This is a genomic window from Luteimonas cucumeris, from assembly GCF_007830035.1.
Taxonomy (GTDB): domain Bacteria; phylum Pseudomonadota; class Gammaproteobacteria; order Xanthomonadales; family Xanthomonadaceae; genus Luteimonas_C; species Luteimonas_C cucumeris.
In genome coordinates this window covers 429332-446767 of the sequence record NZ_VLKN01000003.1, presented here as the reverse complement: position 1 = coordinate 446767, position 17436 = coordinate 429332, and the positions used below count along the sequence as shown (strand labels likewise).

Genomic DNA, 17436 nt, shown 5'->3' with positions numbered 1-17436 from the left:
CACGCTACGGGAAGTTCAGGCCTGCAGTGAAACTCAGCGCAGCAAGCTCCGCTCTACAGAGGCTGGCTCAAAGCTTCGGTTTCCAGGCGGCGCTGGTCATGAGCCATGCGTCGTCGTGCAGGCGCCAGCCTGTTTCCACTTCGTAGACCTGGGCGGTGTCGGGCAGCATCCGCGTCGAACCGCCCGTGGCCGCCGCGGTGAACCGGACAGTGGCATGCCGATCGCTGATCTTCACGTCGAGCGGACCGAAGTTGAGGCCGACTGCGCGGTGTCGCATCCACTGCAGTGCGGCCAGGCGCCGGACGCCGTCACGATCCACACCGTCCGGTCCGACGAAATCCTCCGCCAGGTAGCGCTCGAACATGTCGGCGTCGCGCGCCTCGATGCCTTCCTGCAGTTCCGCAAGCGACTGCCGCAGGGCCTGCTCCGGCGGTGCGCGCGCGCACCCTGCGACCAGGAATGCGATCACCAGCGTGCTGATCAACATACGCAGATGGGCCTGCACGAATGGCTTCGGAGCGGTCGATGGCGAACGGGACATGAGCGTCATGAATGCGGAAACCGGGGGGCACGCTAGCACATGCCCGCGAGGCGGCGGCGCAGTGCTGCAACCCGCCTTGCCAGCCCATGGGGCCTATGCTCCAATCGTTGAGAACGATGTCCATCGCCGGTGGAAAGGCCAAAAGATGACAGGGGAAAACGCCGTGAGCAACGAACGTCCGTGGTTGTCCAGCTACCCGCCCGGCGTGCCTGCCGAAATCGACCTCGACGAGTTTCCGTCGATCGTCTCGGTGCTGGATTCCTCGTTCGATGTCTACCGCGACCGCCCCGCCTTCAGCAATCTCGGCAAGACGCTGACATACGCGGACATCGACCGCCTCAGCCGGCAATTCGCCGCCTACCTGCTCGGCGAATTGAAGCTCAAGAAGGGCGATCGCGTCGCGATCATGATGCCCAACTGCCTGCAGTACCCGATCGCGACGTTCGGCATCCTGCGTGCCGGCCTGGTGGTGGTCAACCACAATCCGCTGTACACGGCGCGCGAACTGCGCCACCAGCTCAAGGACTCCGGCGCCAAGGCGATCGTGGTGCTGGACAACTTCGGACACACGCTGCAGGAAGTACTGGCCGATACCGACGTCACCCAGGTCATCGCCACCGGCCTCGGCGACATGATCGGTTTCCCCAAGGGGGCGATCGTCAATTTCGTGCTCAAGCACGTGAAGAAGATGGTGCCGGACTACGACATCCCGGATGCGATCCGTTTCAAGGATGCACTGGCGCTGGGACAACGCCACACGCTCCCCGAGGTCGCCATCGAGCCCGGCGACATCGCTTTCCTGCAATACACCGGCGGCACCACCGGCGTGGCCAAGGGCGCGATCCTGACCCATCGCAACCTGGTCGCCAACATGCAGCAGGCGTCGGCGTGGATCGGCACCAACATGGAGATGGGCAAGGAAATCATCATCACCGCGATCCCGCTTTACCACATCTTCGCGCTGACCGCGAACGGCCTGGTCTTCATGAAGTTCGGCGGCATGAACTACCTGATCACCAATCCGCGTGACATGGCCGGCTTCGTCAAGGAACTGGCCAATGTGCCCTTCACCGCCATCACCGGTGTCAATACGTTGTTCAACGGGCTGCTCAACACGCCGGGTTTCGACAAGCTCGATTTCTCGCACCTCAAGCTGACGCTCGGTGGCGCGATGGCGGTGCAACGCGCGGTCGCCGATCGCTGGAAGAAAATCACCGGCGTCACCCTGGTCGAGGCCTACGGCCTGACCGAAACCTCGCCGGCCGCCTGCATCAATCCGCTCAACCTGGCCGACTACAACGGCGCCATCGGCCTGCCGATTTCCTCGACCGATGCCTGCGTCAAGGATGACGACGGCAACCGTCTGCCGATGGGTGAAGTGGGCGAGCTGTGCATCAAGGGTCCGCAGGTGATGAAGGGCTACTGGCAACGCCCCGAGGAAACCGCCAACGTGATCGATGCCGATGGCTGGCTGCACACCGGCGACATGGCGAAGATGGACGAGAACGGTTACTTCTACATCGTCGACCGCAAGAAGGACATGATCCTGGTCTCGGGCTTCAACGTGTATCCGAACGAGGTCGAGGACGTGATCGCGCTGATGCCCGGCGTGCTGGAAGTGGCTGCCGTCGGCGTGCCCGACGAGAAGTCCGGCGAAGCGGTGAAGGTGGTCATCGTCAGGAAGGATCCGGCGCTGACCGTCGAACAGATCAAGGCCCATGCCCGCGAAAACCTGACCGGCTACAAGCAGCCGCGTCACGTCGAGTTCCGCACGGAGCTGCCCAAGACCAACGTGGGCAAGATCCTGCGGCGCGAACTGCGCGATCCGCCCGTAACTCCCTGATATCCCGTTTTCGCCACAACGGCTTCGGGGGCACCCGTCGGCCGTGACGGGGGCTTGCATCTTTAGTTTTGGTTCAGGTGTAGGATCGGCGCGGCAGGTCTGCCTGCCCGCCGTCCCCAATGACCCACTTGTCCGGAGCTCCGCCATGTCCCTGCTCGAATGCGTTCCTGCCGTCATTGACTCCTCCCTGGTCCGCCATGTCACTGACGAATCCGGCCAGAGCGATTGGTGCTACATGCACGCCAAGCCGTCGCAGGTCTACCACCCCTGCTTTTCCGAACGGCTGCTGCAGGAAATGAAACGCAGCCAGGAGCGCATCCGCCGCAAGCTGGCGAGCGATCGCGATCCGCAGGCAGGCATCCACCACCTCGTGCTGGCTTCGGATGCCGAAGTGTTCAACCTCGGTGGCGACCTGGCGCTGTTCTCGCAGCTGATCCGCAGCGGCAACCGTGGCCGCCTGCTCGACTATGCGCGGCTATGCGTGGAAGTCGCCTACAACTTCTCGCGGCTGCACGAGGATCGCGTGCACAGCATCGCGGTGATCGAGGGCGATGCGCTCGGCGGCGGTTTCGAGGCTGCGCTGTGCTGCCACACCATCATCGCCGAGGAAGGCACCGGCATGGGCTTCCCGGAAGTGCTGTTCGACCTGTTCCCGGGCATGGGCGCCTACACCTTCCTGACCCGCCGGGTATCGCCCGCTCAGGCCGAGCGGATGATGCTCGACGCGCGCGTCTATCCGGTGGAGGAATTGCTGCGGATGGGCGTCGTGGACCATGTCGTGCCCAAGGGCGAGGGCCAGCCTTTCGCGCGCGAGCTGATCCGCAGGCACAAGCGCATGGGCAATGCGTTGCGCTCGATGAATGCGATCCGCCAGGCCTGCAATCCCGTCACGCTCGACGAACTGCTGGCGGTGACCAGCGAGTGGGTCGATGCGGCGATGCGTCTCAACGACCGCGCCCTGCGCACCATGGAGCGCCTGATCCGTGCCCAGCAGCGTCGTGCCGAAGCCTTGCCGCAGCAGGCGGCGGCCACGGCCTGATCGAGGCCGCTACCGGATAGCCATCCGAAGGAAATCAGGGGGAAGACCACACCCGCCAGGGGTGTGGCAGCCCGCACGCTAGGAAGCGTCGGGGCCGGGAATCGCGCCCGGCCCGTCCGGCCTGGCCTGGGTCAGACGGATCACTTCTTCGCGGCTCTGCTGCGATACCGCCGTCATCTGCTGGGTCAGCTCGCCGACCAGGCGCTGGTGATCGCGCGCGAGTGTGTCATCGCTGGCACGCATGGCATGCGAACAACGCTCGGCGACCGATTGTGCGCCCAGGTTCTCGGCAACGCCCTTCAGCGCGTGAGCGACTTCACGGAAATCCGACCAGCGCCGCGCCGTGCCGGTCTGACCCAGTTCGACCAGGCAGCCGCTGGCATCCTTGAGGCACTGCTCGACGAAATCGCGCAGGAACGCCTCACCCAGCCCCATCTCGGCCAGTTCCTTCAGCACCGCCGGGTTGGTCACCGGACGCGTCGATTCGCCCACTGGACGCACGCCGGGCGTACGCGCCGGCGTCATGACATCGGCGATCGTCTCCAGCAGCCTGCCCACCACCACCGGCTTGGTCAGGAATGCCTGCGCACCGGCGTCCTCGGCATCGCGCGACGCCTGTGGCGTGGCATCGGCGCTGAGCACGATGATCGGCGTGCGCTTGCCGCCGGCCTGCATGAAACGCAGCTGGCGGATCACGTCGAGGCCGCTGAGCTGCGGCATGTGCATGTCGATCACCGCCAGGTCGACATTGCCGACCTCGATCATGTCCAGCGCCTGCTCGCCGTCGTTGGCGGCCTGCACGCGATGGCCTGCGCGCTCGAGGATGCGCGTGACCACGGTGCGGTTGGCATGCTGGTCGTCGGCGATCAGGATCCGCAGTGGCCGCACCCGCGCCTTGTGGCGGATGAAGGGATCATCGAAGGCGACGATGTTGCCGCTGCCCTCTTCCGGCTTGCGACCGCCGCCGGTGCGGCGCACCTGCATCGGCACCTGCACCCAGAAGTGGCTGCCACCGCCCGGATTGTCTTCCAGGCCGATTTCGCCCTCGAGCAGGTGCACCAGGGTCTTGGCAATGGTGGTGCCCAGGCCGGTCCCGCCGAAACGGCGCGTCGGCCCACTGTCGACCTGCTCGAACGCGCCGAAGATGCGCTCCTTGGCCTCCTCCGGGATGCCGATGCCGGTGTCGCGCACCGAAAACAGCAGTGTCGCCTGCCCGCCTTCCACCGCCTTCGACTTCACCGCCAGCGAAACCTCGCCGTGCTCGGTGAACTTGATCGCGTTGTGCATCAGGTTGAGCAGGATCTGGGTCAGGTGCGCGCCGTCGCCATGCAGCAGCAACGGCACGTCCTTGTCGAGGCCGACCTTCAATGCCAGCCCCTTGCCGGCGGCGTGCGGCTGCAACATCTTCTGCAGTCGCTGGATCTGATCGCCGAGGTTGAAGTCGGCATCCTTGCGCTGCAGCTTGCCCGTCTCGATCGCCGAGATGTCGAGCACGTCGTCGACCAGCAGCAACAGTGTCTGCGCCGAGGTATGGATGACTTCGGCGTATTCCCTCTGCTCTGCGCCGAGCTTGGTGCCGCGCATCAGCTCGGCCATGCCGATGATGCCGTTGAGCGGAGAGCGGAACTCGTGGCTCATGTTGGCCAGGAAGCGCGTCTTGGCGGCATTGGCGCGCCGCGCTTCCTCGGTGACGCGCTGCAGGTTCTTCAGCAGCGACGACAGATAGCCGGGAATGGCGATCAGGCCTATCCACAGGCCGATCGCGAGGTAGGGCTGTTGGCGCCAGTAAGGATTGGCCAGGATCACCGCCAGGAAGGCGGTCGACGACAACGCCATCGCGGAATAGAGATAGGCGGTGCCGAAGCGCAGGCCGTTGCCGACGGTCACCCACATGATGATCACGTACAGCGGCGCCAGTGCGTCCGCGTTGAGCGACATCAGCGTCGCCAGCGTCGTGTAGTCGGCCAGCATGCCGATCCAGCGGCGCGCGTGCGATACGCCTGGATTGACGACGATTGCGGTCATCAGGCCGAGGCCGATGATCGCTTCCACCAGCATCACCAGCACCATCGGCCCGACGTCGACGCCTTCGGCGCCGAACCGCTGCAGGCCCCACAGGTAGGCCAGGATCACGCACGCAATAATCAGGCGTACCAGCGCCTGCCCATGTTCGCTGTCGGGGCGGCGCGCGAGACGCTGCTTCAAGGCGGCGAAGGAGCGCGGCATCAGTTCAAGCCAGGTCTCCGCGTGGCCGAAAAGCGCTCGCAGATATCCTCCAGCCGCGCGCGGTTGCGCACCAGCGCGTCGACGCAGTTCGGATCGAACAGGCGCCCACGCTGCGCGTACAGGTAGGCCAGCGCGGCGTCGATGCTCCATGGATCCTTGTACGGCCGCGGCGAGATCAACGCATCGAACACGTCGGCCACCGCCACGATCCGCGCCTCGATCGGAATCGCGTCGCCGGCCAGTCCATCCGGATAGCCGCTGCCGTCGTAGCGCTCATGATGGCGTAGCGCGATGCTGGCGCCCATCTGGATGAAGCGGTTCTGGCTGTCGTTGAGCAGTTCGTAGCCGATTCGCGGATGGGTACGCATCACCGCGGTCTCTTCCTCGGTCAGCGGACCGGGTTTGAGCAGGATCGAATCGGGAATGGCGATCTTGCCCATGTCGTGCAGCGGCGCGGCCATTTCCAGCACCCGCACCTCGTCCTCGAACATGCCCAGATGCTCGGCCACCAGGCCAGCCACGTGTGCCATGCGCTCGAGGAACGCGCTTGTGCCGACATCGCGATATTCGATGGCCCGTGCCAGACGCGACAGGGTCTCGCGCTCGCGCTCCTCGACCTCGTGCATGCTCGACAGCAGCCGCTGCTCCAGCGACAACGCGCGTTGCTTGACGTTCTCGGTCTGCTGCCGCAGCTGCAGCAGGTTCTTGCAGCGTGCGCGCAATTCGCGCGGCCGCACAGGCTTGACCAGGAAGTCGATCACGCCCGCCTCCAGCGCAGCCTGGCGCACGGGCTCATCGCCGACCACGGTGACCAGCACGATCGGCACGTCGCGGTTCGAAGGCGCGCGACGGAAGCGACGGGCGAATTCCAGGCCGTCCATGCCCGGCATGCGGTAGTCGAGCAGCAGCAGGTCGGGACGGTTGTTGTCGCACCAGCGCAGCGCAGCATCGGCGTCGCCGAAATCGTTGACCGTCAGCTGCGGAGTGATGTCTTCGATGATGTGTCGCAGCATGGTGCGCGCGGACGTTTGGTCGTCGACGATGACGATGTTCACGAAGCTCCCCTGTAGCTCTTCGGCCGGAGGCCATCCCTGGTCCGGCGGCATGATCGCGCATGTTGACCCCGATGCTGGCCCGCGGCAAGCCCCGATCGCGGAATCTGCGCCGCCGCGGCATGGCAACGACAACGCCGGAAGGCGCGGCTTGCGGCCGCAGCGACGCCCGTCAGCCGCCTTCCGGGCGCATGTAAGGGAACAGCAGTACGTCGCGGATCGAAGCTGAATCGGTCAGCAGCATCACCAGCCGGTCGATGCCCACGCCCAGGCCACCGGTCGGCGGCAGGCCGATCTCCAGTGCGCGGATGTAATCGGCGTCGTAGTGCATGGCTTCGTCGTCGCCGCTGTCCTTGGCCTCGACCTGGGCACGGAAGCGTGCGGCCTGGTCCTCGGGGTCGTTGAGTTCGGAGAAGCCGTTGGCCAGTTCCTTGGCGCCGACGAACAGCTCGAAACGGTCGGTGATGCCCGGTTCGCTGTCGGACTCGCGCGCCAGCGGCGAGACCTCGACCGGATAATGGGTGATGAAGGTCGGCTGGATCAAGCCGTGCTCGACCGTCTTTTCGAAGATCTCCAGCAGCAGCTTGCCCCAGCCGTAGCCCGGCTTGACCGGGATGCGCAGCGCTTCGCAGTGCCTGGCCAGGGCGTCGCGATCGCGGCAATCGGCGACGCTGATCTGCGGGTTCAATTCGCGCACGGCCTCTTCCAGCTTCCAGCGACGGAAGCGCGGGCCGATGTCGATCGCATTGCCATCCCAGTGCAGCGCCGTGGTGCCCAGCGTTTCCTGCGCGACGTCGCGGATCATCGCTTCGGTGAGGTCCATCACCTCGTCGTACGTGGCGTAGGCCTCGTACAACTCGAGCATGGTGAATTCAGGGTTGTGGCGGGTGCTGACGCCTTCGTTGCGGAAATTGCGGTTGATCTCGTAGACGCGCTCGAAGCCACCGACGACCAGCCGCTTGAGGTACAGCTCCGGCGCCACGCGCAGGTACAGGTCCAGGCCCAGCGCGTTGTGATGGGTGACGAACGGCTTGGCAGTGGCGCCGCCGACGATGTAATGCATCATCGGCGTCTCCACTTCCAGGAAGCGGCGCGCGTCCAGCCAGCGGCGCATTGCGGCGATGATCTGCGAGCGCTTGACGAATACCTCACGCGCTTCCGGCGTGACGATCAGGTCGACATAGCGCTGGCGATAGCGCTGCTCGACATCGCTCAGGCCATGCCACTTGTCCGGCAGCGGCCGCAGCGACTTGGTCAGCAGCCGCAGCGTGTCGGCCTTGACCGACAGTTCGCCGGTGCGGGTACGCATCAGCGTGCCTTCCGCGGCGACGATGTCGCCGATGTCCCAACCCTTGAACGCGTCATAGCGTTCGCCGAGCGTGGTCGATTGCAGGAACAGCTGGATGCGGCCGCTGACGTCCTGGATCTGTGCGAACGCGGCCTTGCCCATCACGCGCTTGGCAAGCAGGCGCCCGGCCAGTGCGACGCGGCGCCCGCCAGCTTCGAGCGCGTCGCCGTTCCAGCGCTCGGCATCCGCGTATTCGGCCTGCAGGTCGCCCGCGTGGTCGATGCGTCTGAAATCATTCGGGAACGCAACTCCCTGCGCACGCAGCGCCGCGAGTTTGCCGCGACGTTCGGCGATCAGGGCGTTTTCGTCGGCGGGCGTCTGCGGGGTGGGTGCGGCGTCGGTCATGGTTGTCGCTTTGGAATCGGGAATCGGGAATCGGGAATCGGGAATCGGGAATCGGGAATCGGGAATCGGGAGCATAAGCTGTCGTCCCGAGCGTAGCGAGGGGCCTGCTCGTTCACGCGGGCCAGAGCAAAAAAGGTCCCTCGCTACGCACGGGATGAAAAGTGGTTCACACCGCGTCGCTGCGTTTCGAACCCGCCTCCAGGCCTGATTTGAGGCTGGCCTCGACGAATTCATCCAGGTCCCCGTCCAGCACCTTCTGCGTATCGGTGCGTTCGATGCCTGTGCGCAGGTCCTTGATCCGGCTCTGGTCGAGCACGTAATTGCGGATCTGGCTGCCCCAGCCGATATCGGACTTGGACGCTTCCAGCGCATTCTTCTCGGCGTTGCGTTTCAGGACCTCGAGCTCGAACAGCTTGGCCTTGAGCATCTTCATCGCCGTGTCGCGGTTCTGGTGCTGGCTGCGCCCTGTCTGGCATGCCACCACGGTATTGGTCGGAATATGCGTGATGCGCACGGCCGATTCGGTCTTGTTGACGTGCTGGCCGCCGGCGCCGGAGGAACGGTACACGTCGGTGCGCAGGTCGGCCGGATTGATCTCGATCTCGATGTCGTCGTCGACTTCCGGCGACACGAACACCGAAGTGAACGAGGTGTGGCGGCGGTTGTCCGAATCGAACGGCGACTTGCGCACCAGCCGGTGCACGCCGATTTCGGTCTTCAGCCAACCGTAGGCGTAATCGCCTTCGACCCGGAACGTGGCGGATTTGATGCCGGCAACGTCGCCGCCGCTGACTTCCATCAACTCGGTTTTCCAGCCGCGCGATTCGGCCCAGCGCAGGTACATCCGCAGCAGCATCTCGGCCCAGTCCTGCGCCTCGGTGCCGCCGGCGCCGGCCTGGATGTCGACGAAGGCATTTCCTGCGTCCATCTCGCCGGAGAACATGCGCTGGAACTCGAGCTTGTCGACGCGATCGGCATAACGCTCGACGTCGTCGACGACCGCCAGTGCGGTGTCCTCGTCGTTCTCGCTCTCGGCCAGGTCCAGCAGTTCGCCGGCGCCGACCAGGCCTTCGCTCAGCTCGCGGATGCCATTGACGGTCTTGTCCAGCAGCGAACGCTCGCGGCCCAGTGCCTGCGCACGCTCGGGCTGGTTCCAGACGTCGGGGTTTTCCAGCTCGCGATTGACTTCTTCCAGACGCTCGCGCTTGGCGTCGTAGTCAAAGATACCCCCGAAGCGAATCCAGCCGGCCGCTGAGGTCGGCGATGCGCTGGCGGATGGGGTTGAGCTCGATCATGGCGTGTCGGAAGTCGCTGAAAAGGCCGCGAATTGTAGCGTAGGTCCGATGCAGGCGCCGGCGTGCGCGTCGCGGAAGGCTTGCCGACAGCCTCGCCGGCTCATGCCTTGCGACCGTATTGCGAGGCGGACCTTGTTTCGCTCTACAAAGGCTCGCAATGCTCCACGATGAGCTGGATCGCCTGCCCGCCACGGTAATCATCGGGCGACAGCCGATACGCCACGCGCAGGCGCGGTGGCGGCGGTTGATCGCGCCAGCCGCCGAAGTGGATGGCATTGAGCCGCAATGCGCCGCGGCCAAGTTCGAATTTGAGATGACGTTCGCCGACGATGCGCCAGGCCAGTACCTCGAACACGCCGTCGAACAGCGGTTCCGGATAGCCCTGCCCCCACGGTCCGCCATCGCGCAGTGCTTCGGCGGTGCCGCGGCAGAAGTCGGCGACGTCGAGTTCGCCATCGCTGAGCAGCACCGACTTCAGCAACGCGGGATCCAGCGCGGCCTCGGCATGGGCGCGGAACGCAGCGGAGAACTCCGGCAGAGCCGCACGCGACAGCGCGAGGCCGGCAGCCATGGCGTGCCCACCGAACTTCTCGACCAGGCCCGGATGGGCGACATCGACGGCGGCCAGGGCATCGCGAATGTGGAAGCCGGGAATCGAACGCGCCGACCCTCGCAGCAGTTCGCTGCCGGGCTCGGCGGGAGCGAAGGCGATCGTCGGCCGATGCGTCTTCTCCTTCAGCTTCGATGCCACCAAGCCGACCACGCCCGGATGCCACTGCGCATCGAACAGGCACAGCGCCGCCGGCATCGCGTCGCCGGCGATGCCGGCACGGGTCAACACGGCCTCGGCATCGTCGACCATCTGCTGCTGCAGGCCGCGGCGTTCGGCATTGATGCCGTTGAGCACTTCGGCCAGTTCGCGTGCCTGGCGCGGATCGTCGCTGAGCAGGCATTCGATGCCCAGGGCCATGTCCTCGAGGCGCCCGGCGGCGTTGATGCGCGGCGCCAGGCCATAGCCGATGTCGGCGGCGGTCAGTGCCGCGGCTTCGCGTCCGGCGACCTCGACCAAGGCCTGCAGTCCCGCGCAGCCCTGCCCCGCGCGCAGACGTCGCAACCCGGCGGCCACCAGGGTGCGATTGTTGGCGTCCAGCGGCACGAGGTCGGCGACAGTACCGACCGCCACCAGGTCCAGCAGCACCGACAGGTCCGGGCCCGCGTCCGCCCACGCACCGCTGCCGCGCAACACGCGGCGCGTGGCCAGCAGTACGTAGAAGATCACGCCGACGCCGGCGAGCATCTTGCTCGGGAATGCATCGCCACGCAGGTTCGGATTGACGATCGCGTCGGCCGGCGGCAGGCGCTCGCCCGGCAGATGATGGTCGGTCACCAGCACCTGCCAGCCCCGGGCCTTGGCCGCGGCGATGCCGGCATGACAGGCAATGCCGTGATCGACGGTGACCAGCAGGGCGGGCTCAAGCCCGGCAAGTTCGTCCACCAGTGCGGGCGACAATCCGTAGCCATGCACCATGCGGTTCGGCACCGCGTAGGACACATGTCGCGCGCCGAGCATGCGCAGGCCGCGCACGCCGACGGCGCAGGCCGTGGCGCCATCGCAATCGAAGTCGCCGACCACGACGATATGGCGATCCTGCACGATCGCATCGGCAAGCAGGGCCGTGGCCGCATCGAGACCCCCGAGCGTGTCCGGCGGCAGCAGGTGGGCGAGGCGCGGCTGTGCCTGTTGCAGGTCATGGGCACCGCGCGCGGCGTACACGCGACGCAGCAGCGGCGGCACACTCTCCGGCCAGTCGGCGCCGACTTCGCACTCGCGGCGGCTGATCGTTCGTACGAAACTCATTCGCCGAACCTTGGTCGCGGTCCACGCCACACGCGCCAGCGTTGACTCCGCGCGATCATGAACGCGCTTCCATCCTCGAGATCGAGTTCCAGCCGTTCCAGTTCGCCTCGGTCGATCGCCGCGACCGCGGGCAACAGCCATTGCTCCTGCAGGCGCGCCAGATCGCGCTCTGCCTGCAGGTCGAAAACAACGTCGCCCGCAGCATTCCCGAAGCGCGCGGGTAGCGCCGCCGCCGTGCAGGCGGCCTGTGCCAGCGCACGCGCGGACTCGTCGTCGGAAAACGCCGTCGTATGTTGCGTGCTGACCTGGTCCGGCAGCACGCCACCGCCCCAGAACCATAGCGAGTTGATCGGCGCCAGGCCCGATCCAGCGCGTCGCGCATTCCAGGGATGGTTGTGCAAGACCACCTGCGTTTCGCTGAGCAACGCACGCCAGCGCCGGCCTTCGGCGCCGTCGGCGAGATGTTCGAACAGATCTTCGCCCAGCGCTTCGCCCGGATCGCTGAAACCCGGCAGTTTCGTGCCACGAGGCAGTCGCAGGTACCAGTGCGAAGGCGTCGGCGCATCGAGCGGGAATCCGGCATCGCCGAACAACGGCCGCAACGCCGGCAGCAGCGCGTCGCGATCGGCATCGGTCATTGCCAGCGCCTCGCCATAGGCCAGCAGGCGGGCACCATTGATATCCGGACGCAGATAGGACGGATCCGCGCGCAGCCAGGCGGATCCGGCCGCATCGCCCGCCTCGGCCTGGCGTGTCAGCGCGGCGATCGGCCAGTGCCCTGGTGTGAGCTCGAAATGACGCAGCAGTTGCGCCTGCCTACCGGCATCGGCTGTTTCCCTGTGGTCGGCGCGCCCGAGCACGCGCGCGGCGGTGGCACCCAGCCGCTGCTGGCCGAAGCGCGCGGCGGCGGGCAGCAGCAGCGTGGCCCGCGCCATGGCGTCAGTCCTTGTAGCTGACGCCGACGATCTCGTACTCGTGGGTGCCGCCCGGCGCTTCGATCACCACGCTGTCGCCTTCGTGCTTGCCGATCAATGCACGCGCCACCGGCGACGAAATCGCGATCAGGCCCAGCTTGATGTCCGCCTCCAGGTCCCCGACGATCTGGTAGCGCTTCTCTTCGTCGGTATCCACGTCCGCCAGCGTCACCCGCGCGCCGAACACGATCCTGGATCCGGCATTGAGCGTCGACACGTCGATCACCTGCGCGTGCGACAGCTCGGACTCGAGCTGCTTGATGCGGCCTTCGATGAAGCCCTGCTGCTCGCGCGCGGCATGGTACTCGGCGTTTTCCTTCAGGTCGCCGTGCGCGCGCGCCTCGGCGATCGCGGCGATCACCGCAGGTCGCTTGACCGATTTCAGTTCATCCAGTTCGGCGCGCAGGCGCTGCGAACCCTGCAGGGTCAATGGTGCCCTCATGCCTGTTTTCCGGCTTGCGTCACGTCCAGCTCCTTGTGCAGTTCCTGCAGCGACCATACCGGGCCGCTGTCGCGATAATCGAGAGAATGCAGCAAGGCCTTGGCGCCGGCAATGGTGGTCGAATAGGTCACGCGATGCTGCAGGGCTTCGCGGCGGATCGAGAACGAATCGGAGATCGCCTGCTTGCCTTCGGTAGTGTTGACGATGTAGGCGATCTCGCCGTTCTTGATCAGGTCGACCACGTGCGGGCGGCCTTCAATTACCTTGTTGACCTGTGCGCATTCGATGCCGCGTTCGCGTAGCCACGACGCGGTGCCGGCGGTCGCGACCAGCGTGTAGCCGCGGCGCACCAGATCCTGCGCGACCGGCAGCAGGCGCGGCTTGTCGGGGTCTCGCACGGACACGAAGGCCTTGCCGACCGGCGGCGCCTTGATGCCGGCGGCCTCGTGGCCGCGCGCGAAGGCCGCTCCGAAATTGCGACCGACGCCCATCACCTCGCCAGTGGAACGCATCTCTGGTCCGAGAATCGGATCGACGCCCTGGAACTTGGCGAACGGGAAGATCGCTTCCTTCACCGAGTAGTAATCCGGCACCACTTCCCGCGTCGCGCCCTGCTCCGCCAGCGACTTGCCGGCCATGCAGCGCGCGGCGATCTTCGCCAGCGGCATGCCGGTGGCCTTGGACACGAACGGCACGGTGCGCGACGCACGCGGATTGACTTCCAGCAGGAAGATCACGTCCTCGCCATCCTCGCTGGTCTGCACCGCGAACTGGGTGTTCATCAGTCCGACCACGTCGAGCGCCTTGGCCAGGGCGACCACCTGTTCGCGCAGGCGCGACTGGGTGCGTGGCGACAGCGAATACGGCGGCAGCGAGCATGACGAGTCGCCGGAATGCACGCCGGCTTCCTCGATGTGTTCCATCACCCCGCCGATCAACACCGCGCCGGTGTTGTCCGCGATCACGTCGATGTCGACTTCGACGGCGTTGTCGAGGAAGCGGTCGAGCAGCACCGGGGAATCGTTCGACACCTTGACCGCATCGCGCATGTAGCGCGCCAGGTCGGCATCGGCGTGCACCACTTCCATCGCGCGGCCGCCGAGCACATAGCTCGGACGCACCACCAGCGGATAGCCGATCTCGCGCGCCAGCAGCAGCGCTTCTTCCGGATTGCGCGCGGTGCGGTTGGGCGGCTGCTTCAGGCCGAGCTTCTCGACCAGTTGCTGGAAGCGTTCGCGGTCCTCGGCCAGGTCGATGCTGTCGGGCGAGGTGCCGATGATCGGCACGCCGTTGGCTTCCAGCGCACGCGCCAGTTTCAGCGGCGTCTGCCCGCCGTACTGCACGATCACGCCCTTGGGTTTTTCGAGATCGACGATCTCCAGCACGTCTTCCAGCGTCAGCGGCTCGAAATAGAGGCGATCGGAGGTGTCGTAATCGGTCGACACGGTTTCCGGATTGCAGTTGACCATGATGGTTTCGTAGCCATCCTCGCGCAGCGCGAGTGCCGCGTGCACGCAGCAGTAGTCGAACTCGATGCCCTGCCCGATCCGGTTCGGCCCGCCGCCAAGCACGATGATCTTGTCGCGCGTGGTCGGCTGCGCCTCGCATTCGTCCTCGTAGGTCGAATACAGGTATGCGGTGGTCGTGGCGAACTCGGCTGCGCAGGAGTCCACGCGTTTGTAGACCGGCCGGATGCCGTGCGCGCGGCGCAGTGCACGCAGCGCCGGCTCGTCGGTACCCACCAGTTGCGCCAGTCGCGCGTCGGAGAAGCCCATGCGCTTGAGGCGGCGCAGGCGCCTGGCGTCGAGCGCGTCGAGGCCTGCCGCGGCGACTTCCGTTTCAGTGGCGACGATCTCCTCGATCTGGTCGAGGAACCAGGGGTCGACGAACGAGAGCGCGTGCACGTCCTCAACGCTCATGCCGGCACGGAATGCATCGCCCAGGTAGAACAGGCGTTCGGGGCCGGCCTCCTTGACCTCGCGACGCATGGTCGCCAGGTCGTCGTCGCTGGACAGGTCCAGGCCGGTCGGATCGAGGCCGACCTTGCCGGTTTCCAGTCCGCGCAGCGCCTTCTGCAGCGACTCCTGGAAGGTGCGGCCGATCGCCATCACTTCGCCCACCGACTTCATCTGCGTGGTCAGGCGCGCATCGGCCTGCGGGAACTTCTCGAAGGCGAAGCGCGGAATCTTGGTGACGACGTAGTCGATGCTTGGCTCGAACGAAGCCGGCGTCAGCCCGCCGGTGATCTCGTTCTTGAGCTCATCGAGCGTATATCCGACCGCCAGCTTCGCCGCTACCTTGGCGATCGGGAAGCCCGTGGCCTTGGAAGCCAGCGCCGACGAACGCGACACGCGCGGGTTCATCTCGATCACCACCACCCGGCCGGTCTGCGCGTTGATGCCGAACTGCACGTTCGAGCCGCCGGTATCCACGCCGATCTTGCGCAGGACCGCGATCGAAGCGTCGCGCAGGCGCTGGTATTCCTTGTCGGTCAGGGTCTGCGCCGGGGCGACGGTGATCGAGTCGCCGGTATGCACGCCCATCGGGTCCAGGTTCTCGATCGAGCAGACGATGATGCAGTTGTCCGCGGTGTCGCGGACCACCTCCATCTCGAACTCCTTCCAGCCCAGCACCGACTCCTCGACCAGCACCTCGGTGGTCGGCGACAGCTCCAGGCCGCGGTTGACGATCTCGATCAGTTCCTCGCGGTTGTAGGCGATGCCGCCGCCGCTGCCGCCGAGCGTGAAGCTTGGGCGGATGATGGTCGGATAACCGACGCGGGTCTGGATGTCGAGCGCTTCCTCGAGCGTGTGCGCGACCTCGGCCTTCGGGCACTCCAGGCCGATTTCGCCCATCGCCACTCGGAACAGCTCGCGGTCCTCGGCCATGCGGATGGCGTCGCGCTTGGCGCCGATCAGCTCGACGCCGTACTTCTCGAGAACGCCGTGGTCGGCCAGATCCAGCGCGCAGTTGAGCGCGGTCTGGCCGCCCATGGTCGGCAGCAGCGCGTCGGGCTTTTCCTTGGCGATGATCTTCTCGACCGTCTTCCAGTTGATCGGCTCGATGTAGACCGCGTCGGCCATCTCAGGGTCGGTCATGATCGTGGCCGGGTTGCTGTTGACCAGCACCACGCGGTAACCCTCGTCACGCAGGGCCTTGCAGGCCTGCGCGCCGGAATAGTCGAACTCGCAGGCCTGGCCGATCACGATCGGGCCGGCGCCGATGATCAGGACGGTTTTGATATCGCTGCGCTTTGGCATCAGTTGTTCTCCATCGCAGCGATGAACCTGTCGAAAAGGGGCGCCACGTCATGCGGCCCGGGCGAGGCCTCCGGGTGCCCTTGGAAGGAAAAGGCCGGCGCGTCGGTCAGGGCGATGCCCTGGTTGCTGCCGTCGAACAGCGAGCGATGGGTGACGCGCGCATTGGCTGGCAGCGTCGATTCGTCGACTGCGAAACCGTGATTCTGCGAAGTGATCATCACCCGGCCGGAATCCAGGTCGATGACCGGATGATTGGCGCCGTGGTGCCCGAACTTCATCTTCAGCGTTTTCGCACCGACGGCGAGGCCGAGCAGCTGGTGGCCGAGGCAGATGCCGTAGGTCGGAATCTTTCTGGCGATGAATTCGCGGATCGCGGCGATCGCGTAGTCGCAGGGTTCCGGATCGCCGGGGCCATTGGACAGGAATACGCCGTCCGGCTTCATCGCCAGCACTTCGCTGGCCGGAGTCTGCGCCGGCACGACGGTGACGTCGCAGCCGCGCTCGACCAGCATGCGCAGGATGTTGTGCTTCACACCGTAGTCGTGGGCGACGACCTTGTATTTCGGAGTGGCCTGCACGAATTCACCGCGATCCAGGTCGAGCTGACCATCGCGCCATGCATAGGATTCGCGCGTGCTGACTTCCTTGGCCAGGTCCATGCCTTTCAGGCCGGGGAACTTGCGCGCAGCCTCGATCGCCTTGTCGGCATCGATCTCGCCCGCCATCAGCGCGCCGTTCTGCGCGCCGCGATCGCGCAGCAGTCGGGTCAGCTTGCGGGTATCGATATCGGCGATGGCGACGATGCCGCGTGCCTGCAGCCATTCCGGCAACGACACCTGGCTGCGCCAGCTGCTGGGCCGACGTGGCACGTCGCGCACGATCAGGCCGGCGGCCCAGGCCTTGTCGGACTCGTCGTCCTGCCCGGTGCAACCGGTGTTGCCGATGTGGGGATAGGTCAGTGTGACGATCTGTCGCGCGTAGGAGGGATCGGTGAGGATCTCCTGGTAGCCGGTCATGGCGGTGTTGAACACCACTTCGCCGACGGAAAGGCCGGGCGCGCCTACGGAAACGCCCTCGAAGACCGTTCCGTCTTCAAGCGCAAGGATTGCGGGCTGGGTCACGTGCTTCGCCTACGTCAGGTTGCAAGAAACCGCCGAAGCGGTTCGGGACCGGTCCGGAGGTGGGGTGTCAGGCGAGCGGGAATGATACCGGC

The 17436-nt window shown here is 66.0% G+C and carries 12 protein-coding genes; 2 read left to right on the top strand and 10 right to left on the bottom strand.

Annotation, left to right across the window (positions count from 1 at the left end; translation table 11 throughout):
- Positions 1-67 precede the first annotated feature (67 nt).
- Positions 68-541 carry a nuclear transport factor 2 family protein gene (locus IP90_RS08100; protein WP_242007520.1) on the bottom strand — a complete coding sequence of 158 codons (474 nt, stop codon included), beginning with the start codon at positions 539-541 and terminating at the stop codon, positions 68-70.
- A 163-nt stretch (positions 542-704) separates the two neighbouring features.
- Between IP90_RS08100 and IP90_RS08095 the strand changes: the two genes are divergently transcribed.
- A complete protein-coding gene (locus tag IP90_RS08095) occupies positions 705-2384 on the top strand; it encodes a long-chain fatty acid--CoA ligase (RefSeq protein ID WP_144899099.1) in 1680 nt (559 codons plus the stop codon).
- 145 nt (positions 2385-2529) lie between these two features.
- A complete protein-coding gene (locus IP90_RS08090) occupies positions 2530-3423 on the top strand; it encodes a crotonase/enoyl-CoA hydratase family protein (RefSeq protein WP_144899098.1) in 894 nt (297 codons plus the stop codon).
- A gap of 78 nt (positions 3424-3501) precedes the next feature.
- On the opposite strand, the gene IP90_RS08085 is transcribed toward IP90_RS08090, so the two are convergent.
- The 9 genes from IP90_RS08085 to carA all read right to left on the bottom strand — a co-directional run bounded on the left by IP90_RS08085 (position 3502) and on the right by carA (position 17344).
- Positions 3502-5649, bottom strand: a complete 2148-nt coding sequence (locus IP90_RS08085) for an ATP-binding protein (protein ID WP_144899097.1) — start codon at positions 5647-5649, stop codon at positions 3502-3504.
- Positions 5649-6755: a response regulator gene (locus tag IP90_RS08080; RefSeq protein WP_144899096.1), complete on the bottom strand. Its 1107-nt coding sequence runs from the start codon at positions 6753-6755 to the stop codon at positions 5649-5651. Before IP90_RS08080 ends, IP90_RS08085 begins: the two co-directional genes overlap by 1 nt.
- Before the next feature lie 118 nt (positions 6756-6873).
- Positions 6874-8394, bottom strand: a complete 1521-nt coding sequence (lysS, locus tag IP90_RS08075) for a lysine--tRNA ligase (protein WP_144899095.1) — start codon at positions 8392-8394, stop codon at positions 6874-6876.
- Between the two features lie 166 nt (positions 8395-8560).
- Positions 8561-9689 (bottom strand): peptide chain release factor 2 gene (gene prfB / locus IP90_RS08070; RefSeq protein ID WP_144899094.1). Its coding sequence is split into 2 segments (ribosomal slippage): positions 8561-9613 and positions 9615-9689, totalling 1128 coding nucleotides; the frame shifts between segments, so codons are not numbered across the junction.
- A 142-nt stretch (positions 9690-9831) separates the two neighbouring features.
- Positions 9832-11547 carry a single-stranded-DNA-specific exonuclease RecJ gene (gene recJ, locus IP90_RS08065; protein ID WP_144899093.1) on the bottom strand — a complete coding sequence of 572 codons (1716 nt, stop codon included), beginning with the start codon at positions 11545-11547 and terminating at the stop codon, positions 9832-9834.
- Positions 11544-12482 carry a phosphoglycerate mutase gene (locus IP90_RS08060; protein ID WP_144899092.1) on the bottom strand — a complete coding sequence of 313 codons (939 nt, stop codon included), beginning with the start codon at positions 12480-12482 and terminating at the stop codon, positions 11544-11546. Before IP90_RS08060 ends, recJ begins: the two co-directional genes overlap by 4 nt.
- 4 nt (positions 12483-12486) lie before the next feature.
- Entirely contained in the window at positions 12487-12963 is a 477-nt protein-coding gene (greA, locus tag IP90_RS08055; protein WP_144899091.1) for a transcription elongation factor GreA, read from the bottom strand.
- Positions 12960-16223, bottom strand: a complete 3264-nt coding sequence (gene carB / locus IP90_RS08050) for a carbamoyl-phosphate synthase large subunit (RefSeq protein ID WP_144899090.1) — start codon at positions 16221-16223, stop codon at positions 12960-12962. The genes greA and carB overlap by 4 nt, the downstream gene beginning before the upstream one ends.
- On the bottom strand, positions 16223-17344 hold the full coding sequence (gene carA, locus IP90_RS08045) for a glutamine-hydrolyzing carbamoyl-phosphate synthase small subunit (protein WP_144899089.1): 1122 nt from the start codon (positions 17342-17344) through the stop codon (positions 16223-16225). The genes carB and carA overlap by 1 nt, the downstream gene beginning before the upstream one ends.
- Positions 17345-17436: the final 92 nt, after the last annotated feature.